The organism is Pantoea rwandensis, assembly GCF_000759475.1.
Lineage (GTDB): Bacteria > Pseudomonadota > Gammaproteobacteria > Enterobacterales > Enterobacteriaceae > Pantoea > Pantoea rwandensis_B.
Map to the genome: position 1 here is coordinate 3364240 of NZ_CP009454.1, position 19461 is coordinate 3383700.

The following is a 19461-nucleotide window of genomic DNA, read 5'->3' on the forward strand; positions in this document are numbered from 1 at the left end:
AGATTGAGAGAAGAAACCACCTGCATTGCAGGTGGTTAGAGGAATTACTCGAAGCAGGTTTCTGGATTCTCAGACAACGAAATGAAACTTTCGCCGCCTTTGGTCAGGGCAATAATGCCGCCGCTCTCAATATCATAAACCCACCCATGCAGACGCACTTTGCCTTTACGCAGCGCCACCGCTACCGAAGGGTGTGTTTTGATATTGTTCAGCTGAGCAATCACGTTCTCTTTGACCATTTCATTGAGACGGGTTTCCACCGCTTCATAGTTACGCTCTTCCACCACAGCTTTCGCTGCATTGGCGTAGTGCAACCAGTGATCAACTGCGGGCATGCTTTCCAAATCCGCATTGGATGCGATGGCGTTCATGGCGCCACAGTTGGAGTGACCGCAAATAATGATTTCAGTCACGCCCAGCGCAACTACCGCGTACTCAATCGTGGCGGACACACCACCCGGTTCGGGACCAAACGGCGGCACAATATTACCGGCGTTACGGATCACGAACAGCTGGCCTGGCTCGGATTGGGTGACTAATTCAGGCACCAGACGGCTGTCTGAGCAGGAGATAAACAGGGCTTTGGGATTCTGGTTTGACGCCAGACTTTTGAAAAGATCCTTCCTTTCAGGGAACACATTCTGTTGGAAATTCAGAAAACCTTTAACGATCTCTTGCATTTGTCTGCTCTCACTTTATCCGCATCTGCGCTGGCGATACGATCGGCACCGTCAGCACGCGTTCAAATTCTTCAGTGCGGTGAATAACTTACAATCACCAACCGAACATTTAAGCAAAACAGGCGGGTTTACACAACTCGGATCACCGTTAACGGTTCGCAGCCACCAGACTTATCGGCGATGATTTGAACGGATAACGGCTCCATTAAGCATAGCGGGAAACGCCCATTACGCTGTTAAGGAGATTCTTACATCACCTATACATTTTCCCTCGCAACCTCTGTACAATCCCCCGCCTATCCACACTAATTATGATGAATTATTATCCTTATGAGCCATGTCAAAAATCCGCCGCGCGTAGGCTTCGTCTCACTCGGCTGCCCAAAAAACCTCGTCGACTCAGAACGCATCCTGACGGAACTGCGTACTGAAGGCTACGATGTGGTGCCACGCTACGATGATGCGGAGATCGTCATCGTTAACACCTGTGGATTTATTGATAGCGCCGTACAGGAATCACTGGAAGCCATCGGTGAAGCGCTGAACGAGAATGGCAAAGTGATCGTCACCGGTTGCCTGGGTGCCAAAGTGGATCAGATCCGCGAAGTGCATCCTAAGGTACTGGAAATCACCGGCCCGCACAGCTACGAGCAAGTGCTGTCGCACGTTCACACTTACGTGCCAAAGCCGGAACACAACCCGTTCCTGAGCTTAGTGCCAGAGCAAGGCGTGAAGCTGACGCCGCGCCACTACGCTTACCTGAAAATTTCCGAAGGCTGTAACCACCGTTGCACTTTCTGCATCATTCCTTCTATGCGTGGCGATCTCGACAGCCGCCCGATTGGTTCGGTGCTCGACGAAGCCAAGCGTCTGGTGGAAGCCGGCGTCAAAGAGCTGCTGGTGATCTCACAGGATACCTCGGCTTACGGCGTGGATGTGAAACACCGCACCGGTTTCTGGAACGGATCCCCGGTGAAAACCAGCATGGTCAGCTTGTGCGAACAACTGGCGAAACTCGGCGTGTGGGTGCGTCTTCACTATGTCTACCCTTACCCGCATGTGGATGACGTGATTCCGTTAATGGCCGAAGGGAAAATTCTTCCGTACCTTGATATTCCGCTGCAGCACGCCAGCCCACGCATCCTGAAGTTGATGAAGCGTCCAGGCGCGGTTGAACGCACGCTGGAGCGCATCAAACGCTGGCGCGAAATTTGCCCGGAACTGACGCTGCGTTCGACCTTTATCGTCGGCTTCCCCGGCGAAACCGAAGAAGATTTCCAGATGCTGCTCGACTTCCTGAAAGAAGCGCGTCTGGATCGCGTTGGCTGCTTCCAGTACAGCCCGGTTGAAGGCGCGACGGCCAACCAGCTACCCGATCAGGTGCCAGACGACGTGAAGCAGGAACGTTTCGATCGCTTCATGCAACTGCAGCAGAAAATCTCCAGCGAACGTTTGCAGGAGAAAATCGGCCGTGAAGTGTTGGTGATCATCGATGAAGTGGATGAAGAAGGCGCGGTGGGTCGCAGCATGGCCGATGCACCTGAGATCGACGGTGCAGTGTATCTGAATGGCGATCGTCAGGTGAAAGTCGGTGATGTGGTGCGTGTCAAAGTTGAACACGCCGATGAGTACGATTTATGGGGTACGCGCGTTTAACCGTGCTTCTGCTGGTGCGCACGTTTGCGCGCCAGATAATCGGTGTCCGCTCTCAGCCGATCCCAGCATGATTTGAAGATGGCCGCTGCTGCGGCCTTTTCTTTTTCTGTAGTACGCGGCAACTCATTGCCATCCGCATCATATTTGCGTCCGCCTTTGTGATTACTGTAGCGACGCGCGCGGGTATAGCCCATCTGAATAAATTTTCGCGCCATATCCATGCCGACAAAGTCGTCCTGTGCACGATACTTCTCAAACAATTGCATAATCTGAACGGAAGATTCCTGAGCCAGTTCCACGGTACGGAAGCGCCAGAACGGCAGAATTTCGCTCTTGTAAGGCTCCACCATTAACACCCCCTGCTCACCGCGCCCAACCTGATAAAGGTCTGGCCGCTGTCGGAAATCGATATTCTTGAAGTCTTGTTCGTAATCAAAGGGTTTCACTGCATTTCTCCTGCACGACATTATCACATACTGCAATTATTTTTCTTCGGCACTTAAGCAATGCGCTTTTACACCGATAACTTCACTACTAGCCTACTTTGCTCTGAGAAAATCATGTTGACGAAAATGAAAATTGTGACTGCCATCATATTGATGCTGTTGGTATTCACCGCTATGCAGGCCATCTCCGGCTCGCTGTTTTTATCTTCCCTGATCGCTGGCCAGCATAACTTCACTGCCAGTAACCAACTATCGCATCAACAGCGTGAGTTCTCCGACAGTTGGCAAACGCTGGTGAAAACGCGCGTCATTATCAACCGCGTCGCGATTCGCATCCTGAAAAATCAGACTGATGATGCTTCGCGCGCTGCCATTGGCAAGCTGCTGGTTTCCGCGGGCGCATCGCTTGATGAAGCTAAGCAGCACTTTGACCGCTACAAAAGTGTCCCACGGATTGCGGGGCAAAGTGCAGAGTCCGCCCAGCTCATTGAGAGCAAGTTCACGGCTTATTATCAGCTTTTAAACCAATCCGCCGCATTCCTAAAAGCCAACAACTACGCCGCCTATGGTGAGTTGGATGCACAGCAGGCGCAGGATGATTTGGAAGCGGCCTACAAACAATGGCGTGGCGACAACGTGCAGTTGATCAATGCGCGCACTGCGGATAACGATAGCACTTATCAGCATATGCTGGTGATGTTCGCCGTGATGGCAGTGATTGTGGTGCTGTTGTTGCTGGTGGTTTGGCTGCTGGTTCGCCGCATCCTGTTAGCGCCGATGAAGCAAGTGCAGCAGCAGATGGAGCGCTTCGCCGAGGGCGATCTTTCTGCCAGTTTGACGATTGAAGGACACAGTGAAATGGCCGCCATTGCCGCGAGCCTCAACCATATGCAGCAAGCACTGCTAGGCACTATCAACAATGTTCGCGACAGTGCCGATGCCATTTTTGGCAGTGCCAGCGCGATCGCTAATGGGAACAACGATCTCTCCTCCCGCACTGAGCAACAGGCCGCCTCGCTGGAAGAGACCGCCGCCAGCATGGAAGAGCTGACCGCCACCGTTAAACAGAATGCCGATAACGCACGTCAGGCGACGCAGCTAGCGAAAACCGCGTCGGAAACGGCTGACCGAGGCGGCAACGTGGTCGATGGCGTCGTAAAAACCATGCGCGACATCGCCGACAGCTCGAAAAAAATCGCCGACATTACCAGCGTGATCGACGGCATTGCTTTCCAGACCAATATTCTGGCGCTGAATGCTGCCGTTGAGGCAGCGCGCGCAGGTGAACAGGGACGTGGCTTTGCGGTGGTCGCGGGTGAAGTACGTAATCTGGCACAGCGCAGTGCGCAGGCAGCGAAAGAGATTAAGCTGCTGATTGAGGGCTCCGTGCAGCGCGTCAATTTAGGCTCACAGCAGGTAAGCAGCGCCGGCGATACAATGCAGGAGATCGTCAGTGCGGTCACGCGCGTGACTGACATCATGGGCGAAATTGCATCAGCTTCAGACGAGCAGAGTCGCGGTATCGACCAGATTGGTGTGGCAGTGAACGAGATGGATCGCGTGACGCAACAGAATGCCACGCTGGTGCAGGAATCGGCTAACGCCTCGGCTTCGCTGGAGCAGCAAGCCAGCAGCTTGTCCTCGGCGGTGGCGCGCTTTAAAACCGGGACACGGGCTGTGATTGCACCGATAGCAAAAACCGTGAAAGCCCCTGTCGCAGCCACACCACGCGCTTTGCCCGCTGCCGCTGCGCACAGCAACGACAACTGGGAAACCTTCTGAGGTAACTGAAAACGAGGGGCGCCAAAAGTGGCGACCTGCTCGTCTGTTTAGCAATGGATGATTACGCAGTGCTCATTATTAAAAAGGGCACGATAGTGGAGGCGAGAGCGCCTCTGCTGCTGCAAGGGCTATCCGCAGCGCTGAGGCTTTTACGTTGGGCCAGGAGCCAGTCGCAGGGATGCGACTGGCAGTTCGGGTTGGCCAGGACGGCCTTACCCGAACGATCCGTCGGCACAATGTGGAAGCCGAAGGCACCGCGTCAGCGGCGCGAGGACCGCCTGGCACCAGCAGAGGTGCGCTGGCCCGCACTCCGGCATGCTCACCCAAACGAAAAAAAGCTGCCACTTTTAACCGTGGCAGCCTTTGCGAAAATGACCTCAGCTGACGAACTCGGCCCCCTAAGGCGTGCAAACGGGATCAGGTCTTTAACTTCGGATCCAACGCATCTCGCAGTCCATCCCCCAACAGATTAAACGCCAACACCGTCAGGAAAATCGCCAGACTGGGGAAGATCGCCACATGCGGCGCAATCACCATATCGGCCCGCGCTTCATTCAGCATCGCGCCCCACTCCGGCGTGGGCGGCTGTGCGCCCAGTCCGAGGAACGACAAACTCGCCGCCGTGATGATCGACGTGCCGATACGCATGGTGAAATAGACCACAATTGACGACACGGTACCGGGCAGAATGTGACGCATAATAATCGTCCAGTCTGATGCGCCGATGCTGCGGGCTGATTCAATAAAAGTTTGGTGTTTCAGCACCAACGTATTGCCACGCACCAGACGAGCAAAGGCTGGAATACTGAAAATCGCCACCGCCACAATCACATTGCTCATGCCGCTGCCCATGATCGCCACCACCGCAATCGCCAGCAGAATGCCAGGGAAAGCAAACAGCACGTCACAGATACGCATGGTAATGCGATCCCACCAGCCCTCGTAATAACCGGCCAGCAAGCCCAGTAACGTACCTATCAGCGCACCGATCGCCACCGAGAAAAAACCGGCAATCAGTGAAATACGCGTACCGACCAGTACGCGGCTAAATATGTCACGCCCCAGCGAATCCACACCAAACCAGTGCATCATCGATGGCCCATCATTCAGCCGGTCGTAGTCAAAATAGTTTTCTGCATCAAACGGGGCAATAAACGGGGCGATAAACGCCACCACAATCAACAGCAGCACAAATAAGCCCGCCACCATCGCCACATGTTGATGACGAAAGCGGCGCCAGAATTCACGCCACGGCGTACGTACCCGGGTTTCCGTCATCATCGGCATGGTTTTCAATGCCGCTGCGCGTCGCCAGTTTTTCAAGTGCGACTCCTTACCTGTAACGGATGGCCGGGTTGATCGCCGCATACAGCATATCGACAATCAAATTGATCAAAATGAACTCCAGCGAGAACAGCAGCACCTCGGCTTGAATGACCGGGTAATCGCGCATCTCAACAGAATCCACCAACAGGCGGCCTAAACCTGGCCAGTTAAACACCACCTCCACCACAATCGAGCCACCCAGCAGGAAACCAAACTGCAGGCCCATCATGGTCACCACCGGGATCATCGCATTGCGCAGACCGTGTTTGACCACCACCAGCGACTCACGTACCCCTTTGGCGCGCGCGGTACGCATGTAATCTTCCTGCATCACCTCGACAAACGAGGCGCGGGTAAAGCGTGCCATCACCGCCGCCACGGCTGCACCCAGGGTTATCGAAGGCAGAATGTAGTGTTTCCAGCTGTCGGCACCGACGGTTGGCAGCCAACCCAGCTCAACAGAGAACACCTGCATCAGCAGCATGCCTAAGGCGAAAGCGGGAAAAGAGATACCAGACACAGCCAGCGTCATACCGATGCGATCGGGCCAGCGGTTGCGCCAGACGGCCGATGTAATGCCGATGGTCATACCGAAAATCACCGCCCATACCATGCTGGTCAGCGTCAGCCATAGCGTTGGGAAGAAGCGTGCAGCAATCTCTTCCGAGACCGGACGTTTCGATACCATCGACTGGCCGAAATCCCCCTGCAAGGCATTGAGAATAAAGTGCCAGAACTGCTGGATCAGCGGTTGGTCGAGGCCCAGCTCCTGGCGCACCAGTGCCACCACTGAGGCATCCGCTTCCGGACCCGCGATCAGGCGCGCCGGATCGCCCGGCAGCAGGTGGACAAATAAGAACACCAGCACCGCAACAATCAGCAGCGTGGGGATTAACCCCAGTAGTCGTTTGAGAAAATAGTTGAGCATGCAAAATCCTGCGCAGCAACGGCCAGCCTCGCAAGGCTGGCCTTGCCAGTTACTTCAGATCCGCCTCATCAAAATTGAATGAGGTATCGGGCATGACATAAAAACCGGTGAGGTTTTTATTGTTCGCGGAGAGCAACTGCTCAACCACCAGCGGAATCCACGGATGATCGTTCCAGATACGATCCTGAGCGTCTTTGTACAGTTTGGCTTTCTGCTCACGATCGGTGGTTTTCAATGCATCACTCAGATCTTTATCCACCTGCGGATTGCTGTAGAACGCCGTGTTAAAGATAGCTGGCGGCCAGGAGGTGGTGGCAAACAGCGGCATCAGTGCCCAATCTGCTTCACCGGTCGAAGCCGACCAGCCCGTGTAGAACATGCGGACACCGCTCTCTTTCTGCCCTTTACTCTCGACTTCTGCGGCACGTTGGCCAGCATCCATCGCGGTGACTTTAACCTTCACGCCGACCTGCGCCAGCTGCTGCTGAGTGAACTGCAACACTTTCTGCGCCGTGCTGTGGTTGTGAGAGGACCACAGTGTGGTCTCGAAACCGTTCGGGAAACCGGCTTCCTTCAACAGTTCACGCGCTTTGGCCGGATCATATTTGATTGCCGGATAGGTCTGCGCAAAATCAATCGCCGGCGGCACGATGCCGGTAGCCGGTGTGGCATAACCCGCAAACGCCACTTTGACCAGCGCCTCACGGTTAATGGCGTACTCCAGCGCTTCACGCACTTTCGGGTTATCAAACGGCTTCTGCGTCACGTTGAGGCTGATGTAACGCTGCATAATCGATGGCGTGGTGACGACGTCGAGTTTGCTGTTGCCCTGCAGCAATTTCGCCTGCTCAAACGGTACCGGGAATGCAAAGGTCGCTTCGCCGGTCTGCAACATCGCCGCACGGGTATTGTTGTCTACTACCGGGCGGAAAGTGATGCTGTCCAGCTTCGGATAGCCTTTCTTCCAGTAGCCATCCCACTTCTTCACTTTGACGAAGTCGGTCTGATTCCAGGTGACAAACTCATACGGACCGGTCCCCACCGGATGGAAGCCAATGTCCTTACCGTATTTCTTCAGGGCGGTGGGTGAAATCATCACTGCCGCCGGGTGTGCCAGATTGTTGATGAAGGCCGAGAACGGCTGCTTCAGCGTAATCTTCACCGTGGTCGGATCCACCGCCTCGGTGCTGGCGACATACTTAAACAGGTTATAACGCTTGAGATGATTATCCGGATTGCTGGCACGGTCGATGTTGGCCTTCACCGCTTCAGCATTGAAATCGGTGCCGTCCTGAAACTTCACGCCCGAGCGCAGTTTGATGGTGTAAGTTAAGCCATCACTGCTCGCCTGATAGCTTTCCGCCAGCACGTTTTGCAGCTTCATGTCCTTATCAAAGCCGAACAGTCCCTGATAGAACGCCTTGGCCACCGACTGCGACAATGTGTCATTGGCGTCGTACGGATCCATAGTGGTAAAGGTTGACGCCACAGCAATTACCGCGTCCTTCGCTGCCCACGCTGGCATTGCCAACGCTGAACTCAACAACCCGGCAGTGATAACCCCTTTTCGCATAATGTGGTGCATTGTTATCGTTCTCCTGTAATCCCTGTCATGCGCGGCATCCGTGGATGACGCGGTTGCTTGCTGCTCAGGCGCCGCTAATGGCGTGGCGGGCAACAAAATGCCCCGGTGCCACTTCCAGTAACGGTGCCACTTCTGGCTCATCACCCAAGGGGCGAATCGGGCTGGGGATCTCATCCACCATTAATGCCCGCTCACGATGACGGTGCGCCGGATCGGCGACCGGCACCGCGGCCATCAGTTTTTTGGTATAGGGATGGCGCGGCTGCTCAAACACCGCCTGGCGCGGCCCCATTTCCACAATCTGTCCGAGATACATGACGGCCACGCGATGGCTGATGCGTTCTACCACCGCCATATCGTGAGAAATAAATAAGAAGGCGATACCAAACTCGCGCTGCAAGTCGAGCATCAGGTTAATGATTTGCGCCTGAATTGAGACGTCCAGCGCCGAGACTGACTCATCGGCAATCACCACTTTAGGATTCAGCGCCAGCGCACGGGCGATGCAGATACGCTGACGCTGACCGCCTGAAAACTCGTGTGGATAGCGCTGCGCATGCTCCGGCAGCAAGCCAACGCGCTCCAGCAGCCAGGCTACGCGCTTCTCCGCCTGTTGCCGATCCATGGTTTTATGCACCAGCAGCGGTTCCATAATCGAGAAACCCACCGTCAGGCGCGGATCGAGCGAGGCGTAAGGATCCTGAAAAATGAACTGAATATCGCGCCGCAGCGAAGCCAGCGCGTTGCCCTGCAGTGCATCAATGCGCTGACCATTGAAAGTAATCGTGCCGCCCTGGCTGGCGACTAAGCGCAGCAGCGATCGACCGGTAGTGGATTTTCCGCAGCCGGACTCACCGACCAGCGCCAGCGTCTCGCCGGCGTGCAGATCAAAGCTGACCTTCTCCACCGCATGCACACGGCGCTTAACGCGATTCAGTAAACCACCACGAACATCAAAGCGCGTCACCAGGTTGCGCACCTGCAAAATCGGCGGTTCATCGCTGCGCACCGTATCCTGTGGTGTCGCCACTTCTTCACGACCATTGGTGTGCAGCAACGGGAATTTGGCCGGCAGCGGCTGGCCGCTCATCGCCCCCAACTTCGGTACTGCCGCCAGCAAGGCGCGGGTGTAAGGCTGTTGCGGCGCATCAAACAGCTGCTGCACCGGCGCACGCTCAACCACATCGCCGCGATACATCACCTGCACGCGGTCGGCCATCTCCGCCACCACGCCCATGTCGTGAGTGATAAAAATCACCCCCATCTGCATCTCTTTTTGCAGCACGCGAATCAGCTGCAGAATTTGCGCCTGGATGGTCACGTCCAGCGCGGTGGTGGGTTCATCGGCAATCAGCAGCGCCGGTTTGCACGACAGCGCCATGGCAATCATCACGCGTTGACGCATGCCGCCAGAGAGTTGATGCGGAAAACGCGATAACACATTATGGGCTTCAGGTATGCGCACCAGATCCAGCATACGCCGCGCTTCGGCCTGCGCTTGCTGGTGGCTTTTGCCCTGATGTAAACGGATGGATTCGGCGATCTGCTCACCCACGGTGAAAACCGGGTTGAGTGAGGTCATCGGCTCCTGGAAAATCATCGCCATATCGGCACCGCGCACTTTGCGCATCTGGCTGGCGGTGGCGCGCATCACATCCAGCACCTCGCCGTTACGTCGACGCAGGCGGATATCGCCACTGACATCGCAGCCCGTCTGCTGAATCAAGCGCATCAGCGCCAGCGACGTGACCGATTTGCCCGAACCGGATTCGCCAACCAGTGCCAGCGTTTCCCCACGATGCAAATCCAGCGACAGGTGACGAACCGCTTCGGTGATTCGCCCTTCATGCTCAAACCGTACGTTGAGGTCACGCACCGCCAAAACCTGCTCGGGTGCAAACTGCTGATGCTGCTGCGTCATGCCTGCTCCTTAGCTATCGCGGTAAATCGCTACCTCGACTTCGCCACCGACATAGGCGAATCCCCGATACATCCCTTCGCTGTTGAAGGGCAGCGCCACATTGCCGTGGCTGTCGACGGCAATCAGCCCGCCGCTGCCTTCCAGCTCCTGCACTTTGTCATGAATCACGTTGGCGGTGGCTTGCTGCAGGCTACGGCCACCGTACTCCATCTGTGCAGAAACGTCATACGCTGCCAGAGTACGAATAAACACTTCACCGGTGCCGGTACAAGAGACCGCCACGGTTTCATTATTAGCGTAGCAGCCCGCTCCGACGAGTGGGGAATCACCCACGCGCCCGACCTGCTTGTTGGTCATGCCGCCGGTTGAGGTCGCAGCGGCCAGATTACCCTGAAGATCGAGCGCCACGGCACCCACGGTGCCGAATTTGCGATCGGGGTCGAGCGGATCGTCGCTGTGACTTTGCGCGGCGCCATCATGGTCGAGCACCATCTGCTGGCTGCTGAGCGCACGCTGTAATTGCTCCCAGCGTTCAGGCGTGGAGAAGAAATCCGGTGCAACCTGTTCCAGCCCCTGTTCAGCGGCAAAGGCTTCTGCCCCCGCACCGATAAACAGCACGTGAGGGCTGTTTTCCATTACTTTACGCGCCGCCAGAATCGGGTTACGAATGTGATTCACGCCCGCCACCGCACCGACATCGAGGGTACGACCATCCATAATGCTGGCATCGAGTTCGTGGGTGCCCTGATGGGTAAACACCGCGCCTTTGCCTGCGTTGAACAGTGGGCACTCCTCCAGCAACCGCACCGCCTCGGTCACCGCATCCAGCGCACTGCCGCCTGCAGCCAAAATCTGCTGGCCTGCGGTAACGATTGCGTTCAGTTGCTGACGATAGTGCTGCTCTTTTTCGGCGCTCATGGCGGCACGCGTGATTGCGCCCGCACCGCCGTGAATTGCGATAACTGCTTTAGCCATAACCGGTACCCTGTCAGGAAATCAGAGCCAAAAACACTGATTTAGAATGGTTTTCATCTTTTTTTGGCAATTTTCGACTATAGAAAGGCACTCCCGGCTTGTAAAGCAGAAAGTGTATCTCCGGTCATAACCTTTTAATGTGGATTATGCTTTTTTAGTCGCATGTGACTCGGCAGGCAAATGCCACCATAATAGGCAGCATCTGAAATTCATCACGCAGAGACAGACATGGAACCTTTCACCGCAGGATTAATCTCCCTCGAAGACGCGCAGCAAAAAATGCTGCAACAGCTTACCCCCATCAGCGATAGCCTCAGCGTCTCGCTGTTTGAAGCAGCAGGACGCATCACGGCAAAACCGGTCACTTCTCCGCTGGATGTGCCACCGTTCGATAATTCCGCAATGGACGGTTATGCCCTACGTCTCAGCGATATCTCGCCAGAACATGTGTTTCCCGTTGCGGGCAAAGCCTTTGCCGGTGCACCGTTCAACGGCGAATGGCCCGCTGGCAGCGTGATTCGTATTATGACCGGTGCGCCGATTCCGGCAGGCTGCGATGCGGTGGTGATGCAGGAGCAAACCGAACAGCGTGCGGGTGGCATCGCCCTCACCGCCGCCGTGACACCCGGGCAAAATATCCGCCGTATTGGTGAAGACATTCAGGCTGGCAAACAGGTGCTGGAGGCGGGGGTTCGCCTCGGTGCCGCCGAGTTGCCGCTGCTGGCTTCACTGGGGATTGCCGAAGTGAGCGTGCTGCGCAAACTGCGCGTGGCGATTTTCTCCACCGGCGATGAATTGCAGGCGGTGGGCCAGCCTTTGGCTGACGGGCAAATCTACGACACCAACCGCTTTACCGTATCGTTGATGCTCAACAAACTGGGCTGCGAAGTGATCGATTTGGGCGTGATTGCGGACGATCCCGAGGCGCTGCGCCAGGCGTTCAGCGAGGCCGATCGTCAGGCAGATGTGGTGATCAGTACCGGCGGTGTGTCCGTCGGCGAGGCGGATTTCACCAAAGCGATGCTGGAAGAGTTAGGCGTGATTACCTTCTGGAAACTGGCGATGAAGCCGGGCAAACCGTTCGCTTTTGGCCGTTTAGCGAACAGTTGGTTCTGCGGCCTGCCTGGCAATCCCGTATCAGCTACCGTGACCTTCTATCAGCTGGTGCAACCGCTTCTGGCGACCCTCACCGGCCAGACCACGCGCATTATGCCGCTGCGCCAACGCGCTCGCGCTATCCAGCGTTTGAAAAAATCGCCTGGCCGCCTCGATTTTCAGCGCGGCATTCTCAGTCGTGGTGAAGACGGCGTACTGGAAGTCCGCAGCACCGGCGCCCAGGGTTCACACGTGTTTAGCTCTTTCGCCCTGGCCGACTGTTTTATTGTGCTAGACCGCGATCGTGCGGATGTGGAGCCCGGCGAATGGGTTGAGGTTGAAGTTTTCAATAGCCTGCTGGAGGGCTAATGAGCGTCGAACTGAGCCATGAGGAGATGCTGCGTTACAACCGTCAGATCATACTGCGGGATTTTGATTTTGACGGTCAGGAGAAGCTTAAAGCCTCGCGCGTTTTGCTCGTCGGACTCGGCGGACTCGGCTGTGCTGCTGCACCCTATCTTGCTTCGGCTGGCGTGGGCCATCTTACCTTGCTGGATTTCGACACCGTTAGCCTCAGTAACCTGCAGCGCCAGATTCTGCACAGTGATGCCACCCTCGGTCAGCCCAAGGTGGAGTCTGCGCGTCAGCAACTGTCGGCGATGAATCCTTATTGCCAGCTTGAAGCGATTGATGCACAGCTGGATGATGCCCAACTCAGCGCCCTGATCGCGCGCCATGATGCGGTACTGGACTGTACTGATAACGTCAGTGCGCGTGAACAGATCAATCGTCTGTGTTTCCAGCACAAGGTGCCGCTGATTTCCGGTGCGGCCATTCGTATGGAAGGTCAACTCAGCGTGTTTACCTGGCAGCAGGACGAGCCGTGTTATCGCTGTATTAGCCGCTTGTTTGGCGATCAGACATTAAGCTGCGTGGAAGCCGGCGTGCTGGCGCCGTTGGTCGGTGTCATTGGTGCGATGCAAGCTTTAGAGGCCATAAAAGTGCTAACGGCGCTAGGGCAACCTGCCCGTTCACGCCTGTTGATCTATGACGCGATGAGTGCAGAATTCCGTAGCATGAAGGTGATGCAGGACAGGCATTGCGAGGTGTGCGGGAAACCATGATTTCCCGAAAATAATAACGGCGCGATTCTCCGCGCCGTTATTACTGTCATTCAATCATTTATAATTAAACAATACCCTGACTGCGCAGATAATCTTCGTAGTTGCCGGTGAAGTCGATAATGCGATCGCCCTTCATCTCCATCACGCGGGTTGCCAGTGAACTGACAAACTCACGGTCATGTGAAACGAAAATCAGAGTGCCTTCGTAACCTTCAAGTGCCAGGTTAAGCGATTCAATCGATTCCATATCGAGGTGGTTGGTCGGTTCATCCATGATCAAGATGTTCGGCTTTTGCATCATCAGCTTGCCAAACAACATGCGGCCTTTCTCACCACCGGACAGCACTTTAGCAGGCTTCTTGATTTCATCATGACCAAACAGCAGACGGCCCAGAATACTGCGCACCGCTTGCTCGTCATCACCTTCCTGCTTCCACTGGCTCATCCAGTCGAACACGCTCAGGTCATCGGCGAAATCTTCGGCATGATCCTGCGCGTAATAACCAATGAGCGCATTCTCGGACCATTTCACAGTGCCGTTGTCAGGCGTTAGCTCGCCGACCAATGTTTTCAGCAACGTGGTTTTACCGATACCGTTGGCGCCCAAAATAGCCACTTTCTCGCCAACTTCAACCATCAGATTAAGCTTGCTGAACAGCGGACCGTTATCGAATCCTTTTGTCAGAGCCTCAACTTCCAGCGCATTACGGAACAGCTTCTTATCCTGTTCAAAACGGATATAAGGGTTCTGACGGCTGGACGCCTTAACTTCATCCAGTTTAATTTTATCAATCTGCTTGGCACGTGAAGTAGCCTGACGCGATTTAGAGGCGTTGGCACTAAAACGGCTAACGAACGATTGCAGGTCAGCAATTTGCGCTTTCTTCTTCGCGTTATCAGAAATTAAACGTTCACGCGCTTGCGTCGCCGCGGTCATATATTCGTCATAATTTCCTGGATACACGCGCAGCTCGCCGTAATCCAGATCCGCCATGTGCGTACACACCATATTCAGGAAGTGACGGTCATGCGAAATGATAATCATGGTACTGTTACGTTCGTTTAGCACCTGCTCCAGCCAACGAATGGTATCAATATCCAGGTTGTTCGTCGGTTCGTCGAGCAGCAAAATATCCGGGTTTGAGAATAATGCCTGCGCCAACAGCACACGCAGTTTCCAACCTGGTGCGATTTCGCTCATCGGACCGTAATGCTGTTCCACCGGAATACCCACGCCCAGTAATAATTCACCGGCACGAGATTCCGCGCTGTAACCATCCATTTCACCGTATTCGACTTCCAGGTCGGCAACTTTATAGCCTTCCTCTTCGCTCATTTCTGGCAAAGCATAAATACGGTCGCGCTCTTCCTTCACCGCCCATAATTCGGCGTGACCCATAATCACCGTATCCAGCACGCTAAACTGCTCAAAAGCAAATTGGTCCTGGCGTAACTTACCGATACGCTCGTTAGGGTCGAGTGAAACATTACCGTTGGTCGGTACCAGGTCGCCGCCCAGTATTTTCATGAAGGTCGATTTACCGCTGCCGTTCGCACCGATTAAACCGTAACGATTACCGCCGCCAAACTTAACGGAGATATTCTCAAACAGCGGCTTACTGCCGAACTGCATAGTAATATTGCTGGAAACTAACACGGCATTGACCTTTGTTACGCAGTGGAGGAAAAAACAGCGGGCATTATGCCAGAAAGCAGCACCGGGACGCCACCTCTGCGCCTGCGGGCAGCGAGCGAAGGCGTTGAACGCGTTGTTGCAAATAGAGAAATAAAAAAGCCGAAGACAACGTGGTCTTCGGCTCCCGCTTACAAGGATTGTGCAGATTATTTGATCAGGAAGCTGTCCAGGCTTTTACCAGAGTCCAGCGCTTTCTTAATCGCTGCTGGGGTACGGCCCTGGCCGGTCCATGATTTCTCTTCACCGTTCTCATCGGTGTAAGAATATTTAGCCGGACGCGGTGCACGCTTCGCGCGTTTTTTACCGGTTTCCAGCGCACCCAGCAATTCGTTCGGGTCAATACCGTCAGCCAGCAGCATTTCGCGGTATTTAGACAGCTTTTCTTCTTTCTCGCGATTCTGCGCTTCTTCTGCATGAACTTCGTCGCGGCGCTCAGTCACCACCACGGTTAATTTCTCCAGAATCTCTTCCAGATCGGTCAATGGCAGTTCACGAGCCTGCGCACGTAATGTGCGAATGTTGTTCAGAACTTTAAATGCGTCACTCATCACAAGGTCCTTGCTTAAGGGGGTTTAAATAAACTGTAGTGGCAAGATTACCCAATTCAAATAAAAAAATAAATTAATTTATGCGGACGGATAATTCCTAACTGATTAACGTATTCACAATTTGAGCGGTCCCCCCAGCGAGAAGCTTTAATTAACGGTGAATTAACAACAACATTTTAGTACCACCGACTGGAACTGGTACCGATTTCAGAGGTTATTCCCGGCTGATAAACAAGCATTTAGCGGCTAATGCCTTGTCTGGCTGAAGTGTGTTAGCAGATTAATGAAGATTAATGTTATGGACGAAAATCTATTTTCACAGGTGATTATTATATTTTTACAGTTGAGAGCACAATCGCATTTTTATCCCCCTTTACGATAAAAAGCCAGTGCATGCACCGGCTTTTACCCTCATAAAACGTCACCTCAGGTTACGAGCTTTTCTTCACAGCGTGCGTCAACTGCGGTTGCGGTTCTTCATTTGACAGCCAGTCGTGCAAATAATGCTCGATCTGTTCCAGCGAACGATTTCGTGTTTCTGGTACATAGCGAACCACAAAAATGGCTCCCCCTATTCCGACTAGCGCAAAAATAAAGAACGCTCCCGATAAACCCACCGATGCCAACAGGATCGGGAACATCAGCGAGATAAGGAAATTAGCGATCCACATAGCAAACACGGCGCCGCCCATAAATATCCCACGCAGACGTGTAGGGAAAATTTCAGACAATAGCAACCAGGTCACGGGTGAGAGTGCTCCTTGCTGGAAACTCAAAAACATCAGCATTCCCAGCAGCACCATATAACTGCGCAGTACATCAGGTTGACCATTTACTGTCTCCGGCATGAAATAACTGACGGCACCAATAAACACCAGACAGGCGGTACAGCCAAACTGCCCTAACATCGTCATGGTACGGCGCCCAATGCGCCCCAGCAGCCAGATACCAACGAAAGTCATTAATACCGAAATAACGCCATTGGCGATGGTGGCAATTAAGGCTGCGTTATCGCTCATGCCCACGGCTTTTAACATGGTCGGAGCGTAATACATGATGGTATTCACCCCGGTTAACTGCTGTATGACCGCAATCCCCACGCCAATCAAAAATAATTTAAACAGCCAGGGTTGGCGAAGTTCACGCAGGCGTGGGCGCGTTTCATGTTGCTCTTCAGCTAAGGTCTCTTCTATTTCCGTGAGTTCCCACTCAACATCTTGTTTAGCTCGCGTGCGCTCCAGCACCTGACGCGCTTCCGCCAACCGCCCTTTCATCGCATACCAACGCGGTGAGTCGGGCATAAACAGCATGCCAAACCACAGCAGCACGGCAGGCACCGTCGCGACCGCCAGCATCCAGCGCCAGGTAGCATCACCGCCCCACACCGCGTTAAATCCAGCGTTGGAGATGTAAGCCAACATCTGCCCGGAGACGATCATCAGTTCTTGCATGGTCACTAACTGGCCACGTTTGTTGGCGGGCGCCATCTCCGCGATATACACCGGAACCGTCGCTGACGCTCCCCCCACCGCCACACCCAATACCAGGCGGAAGAAAATCATCCATTCAACGTCAGGTGCTAACGCGGTGCCGATTGCGCCAATGGCGAAAATCACCGCCAGCACCAGAATGATTTTTCTCCGCCCGGCCGCGGCGGCAAAGTGGCCTGACGCCAGGGCACCAAAAGCCGCGCCAAACAGCAGGCTGCTGGTGACCAACCCCGTGGTAAAGGGTGTCAGATGGAGATCGTTACCCATAAATAACAGTGCGCCAGAAATCACACCGGTGTCATAGCCGAACAGCAACCCCCCTAAGGTGGCAATCATTGCTATCACCTTCACAAAGGGTTCAGTGCGCGTGCTGCTGTTCGGCCCTGATGCTTTGTTGGGGGTAAGGTAGTTTTCCCGCGGCATAATCCACTCCTTAACAGTGAGAGAAGATTTAAAAATAGTTTATTTCAACCAACAGGAATAATTATGAAATTTAAATTTTGCGCGACAGATCATAAACACCGCATTTGCATGCGGAGTAGATCACAAAAAGCGGCTTTACTGCGTGTAAATCGGTGAAGAGTGATCAGAGGGGAATTTGCATTTAATCCAAAATGAAAATTTTCATTCCAAAATGGGTGGAGTGTAATGCCTGATGCTGGGGCAGCCCGCAGACTGCCCCCTTTTATGATTAAGGCACCGTGGTGGCAGGGCCAAACACGGAATATTCAGGCAAATTAACGTTCTGATAAGGTTCCCAGCCGCCGCCCAGCGCTTTGTACAACGCGACTAAATCCAGTGCACTCTGCATGCGTGCCTGTGTCGATTGTGCTTCTGCCTGCGCTAACTGGCGCTGTGCGTCCAACACATCCAGGAAGGTGGAAATCCCCTGCTTGTAGCTATCACTGGCGAGATCAAATGCTCTCTGCAATGCGCCAGTGGTTTCATCCAGAGCTGTCACCTGCTGCTGATCGGCGCGATAGCTGACCAGGGCATTCTCGACATCCTGCAAGGCGGTCAGCACCGTCTGGCGATATTCCAGCGCCGCATTGGCCTGCTGCGCGCGCGCCAGTTTCACACTGGAGACCAAACGCCCGCCCTGGAAAATCGGAATGGAGAGCGAAGGTCCAATGCTGTAGAAATGGCTGCTCCAGTCATCCAGATAGCTGGCATCGGTGTTGCGAACCCCGAGTTGACCCGTCAGTGACAGGCTGGGGAACAGATCCGCCACCGACACGCCGATGTTGGCGGTCTGCGCATGCAGATTGGCTTCCGCTTGCCGAATATCCGGACGTCGTCGCGCCAGCGTGGATGGGATCCCCACCGCCACCATTTTCGGCAGCGCGGGTAACGCTTTACTGCTCATCAACTCGTTATCCAGTGCGCCCGGCGTTTTGCCCAGCAAAACTGCTAAGCCATTCATGGCCTGCCGCTCCTGCGATTGATAACCTGGCAATTGCGCATTCAACGAGGCCAGCTGTGCACGCGCGTTTTCCACATCGGTGAGCGGTGCCATGCCGTTACGCTGCTGGCTTTGCGTCAGTTCCCAGGTTTGCTGCGCCACATCGATTTGCTGCTGCAGCGTGTTGAGCACCGCTTGCGCGCCGCGCAGTTGCAGATAGGCGCGCGCCACTTCCGCTTCGAGCGACACGAGCGCATCATTGCGCTGTTCAATGGCGGCCTGCTGCTGCGCATCTGCGGCTTCCATCTGACGCCGCACTTTGCCCCACAGATCCAGCTCCCAGCTGGCGTCAAAGCTACCCTGGTATAGCGTAACAGAGTGATCGAGGCCATTCAGTTGGCTGGCAACGTCACTGTCCACCTGATCGTAAACCCCGTTGGACTTAAGTAAGCCTTTTAAACCCAACTGCTGACGGGTCACTTTGGCTGAACCATTGAGTGACGGAAAAAGCCCGCCGCGCGCCTGTGCCAGTTGCTCACGTGCACCGGCAATGCGCAGCACCGATTGCTGCAAGGTTAAGTTACCTGCGATGGCGCGTTCGATCAGGCTATCCAGCTGTGGGTCATTAAAGCTTTTCCACCATAGCGGGTTGGTGGCCGCCGATTGCGGCTTTGAGGCTTCCTGCGACGGTAAATCGCGATAGCTGCCCGGTGTCTGTGCATGGGGAGGCTGATAATCAGGACCCACAGCGCAACCCGCCAGAAGCAGAGAGAGCGCCAGCAAACTCAAGCGCGAAGAGGTGATCAT

15 protein-coding genes are annotated in these 19461 nt (G+C 54.6%); 4 read left to right on the forward strand and 11 right to left on the reverse strand.

Features of this window, described 5'->3' with window-relative positions:
• Positions 1–44: 44 nt before the first annotated feature.
• Complete coding sequence (locus tag LH22_RS15390) at positions 45–680, reverse strand: carbonic anhydrase (protein WP_034820773.1); 636 nt, start codon at positions 678–680, stop codon at positions 45–47.
• A 330-nt stretch (positions 681–1010) separates the two neighbouring features.
• On the opposite strand from LH22_RS15390, the gene rimO reads away from it, so the two are divergent.
• Complete coding sequence (rimO, locus tag LH22_RS15395; RefSeq protein WP_038647904.1) at positions 1011–2336, forward strand: 30S ribosomal protein S12 methylthiotransferase RimO; 1326 nt, start codon at positions 1011–1013, stop codon at positions 2334–2336.
• Here rimO and LH22_RS15400 read toward each other — a convergent pair.
• Complete coding sequence (locus LH22_RS15400) at positions 2333–2782, reverse strand: DUF4385 domain-containing protein (RefSeq protein ID WP_038647906.1); 450 nt, start codon at positions 2780–2782, stop codon at positions 2333–2335. The genes rimO and LH22_RS15400 overlap by 4 nt on opposite strands.
• 114 nt (positions 2783–2896) lie before the next feature.
• Here LH22_RS15400 and LH22_RS15405 point away from each other — a divergent pair, with 114 nt between their 5' ends.
• Positions 2897–4564 carry a methyl-accepting chemotaxis protein gene (locus LH22_RS15405; protein ID WP_038647908.1) on the forward strand — a complete coding sequence of 556 codons (1668 nt, stop codon included), beginning with the start codon at positions 2897–2899 and terminating at the stop codon, positions 4562–4564.
• Between the two features lie 417 nt (positions 4565–4981).
• Here the strand turns inward: LH22_RS15405 and gsiD are convergent, their stop codons facing one another.
• The 5 genes from gsiD to LH22_RS15430 all read right to left on the reverse strand — a co-directional run bounded on the left by gsiD (position 4982) and on the right by LH22_RS15430 (position 11299).
• Positions 4982–5887 (reverse strand): glutathione ABC transporter permease GsiD, encoded by a 906-nt coding sequence (gsiD, locus tag LH22_RS15410; protein WP_038647910.1) that lies wholly within the window; start codon positions 5885–5887, stop codon positions 4982–4984.
• Positions 5888–5897: 10 nt separating this feature from the next.
• A complete protein-coding gene (gene gsiC, locus LH22_RS15415) occupies positions 5898–6818 on the reverse strand; it encodes a glutathione ABC transporter permease GsiC (protein WP_034820789.1) in 921 nt (306 codons plus the stop codon).
• Between the two features lie 49 nt (positions 6819–6867).
• Entirely contained in the window at positions 6868–8403 is a 1536-nt protein-coding gene (gsiB, locus tag LH22_RS15420) for a glutathione ABC transporter substrate-binding protein GsiB (protein ID WP_038647912.1), read from the reverse strand.
• A gap of 64 nt (positions 8404–8467) precedes the next feature.
• Complete coding sequence (gsiA, locus tag LH22_RS15425) at positions 8468–10324, reverse strand: glutathione ABC transporter ATP-binding protein GsiA (protein WP_038647913.1); 1857 nt, start codon at positions 10322–10324, stop codon at positions 8468–8470.
• Positions 10325–10333: 9 nt separating this feature from the next.
• Complete coding sequence (locus LH22_RS15430; RefSeq protein WP_038647915.1) at positions 10334–11299, reverse strand: isoaspartyl peptidase/L-asparaginase family protein; 966 nt, start codon at positions 11297–11299, stop codon at positions 10334–10336.
• Positions 11300–11527: 228 nt separating this feature from the next.
• Between LH22_RS15430 and moeA the strand changes: the two genes are divergently transcribed.
• The gene (moeA, locus tag LH22_RS15435; RefSeq protein ID WP_038647917.1) at positions 11528–12763 is read left to right on the forward strand and encodes a molybdopterin molybdotransferase MoeA; all 1236 of its coding nucleotides are present in this window, start codon (positions 11528–11530) and stop codon (positions 12761–12763) included.
• Positions 12763–13518: a molybdopterin-synthase adenylyltransferase MoeB gene (moeB, locus tag LH22_RS15440; protein ID WP_038647919.1), complete on the forward strand. Its 756-nt coding sequence runs from the start codon at positions 12763–12765 to the stop codon at positions 13516–13518. The genes moeA and moeB overlap by 1 nt, the downstream gene beginning before the upstream one ends.
• Before the next feature lie 64 nt (positions 13519–13582).
• Here moeB and LH22_RS15445 read toward each other — a convergent pair whose 3' ends face one another.
• The 4 genes from LH22_RS15445 to LH22_RS15460 all read right to left on the reverse strand — a co-directional run bounded on the left by LH22_RS15445 (position 13583) and on the right by LH22_RS15460 (position 19461).
• The gene (locus LH22_RS15445) at positions 13583–15175 is read right to left on the reverse strand and encodes an ABC-F family ATPase (protein WP_038647921.1); all 1593 of its coding nucleotides are present in this window, start codon (positions 15173–15175) and stop codon (positions 13583–13585) included.
• A 185-nt stretch (positions 15176–15360) separates the two neighbouring features.
• Positions 15361–15762, reverse strand: a complete 402-nt coding sequence (locus LH22_RS15450; protein ID WP_034820857.1) for an H-NS family nucleoid-associated regulatory protein — start codon at positions 15760–15762, stop codon at positions 15361–15363.
• 431 nt (positions 15763–16193) lie between these two features.
• Positions 16194–17675 carry a sugar porter family MFS transporter gene (locus tag LH22_RS15455; protein ID WP_038647923.1) on the reverse strand — a complete coding sequence of 494 codons (1482 nt, stop codon included), beginning with the start codon at positions 17673–17675 and terminating at the stop codon, positions 16194–16196.
• Positions 17676–17943: 268 nt separating this feature from the next.
• Positions 17944–19461 carry an efflux transporter outer membrane subunit gene (locus tag LH22_RS15460; protein WP_038647925.1) on the reverse strand — a complete coding sequence of 506 codons (1518 nt, stop codon included), beginning with the start codon at positions 19459–19461 and terminating at the stop codon, positions 17944–17946.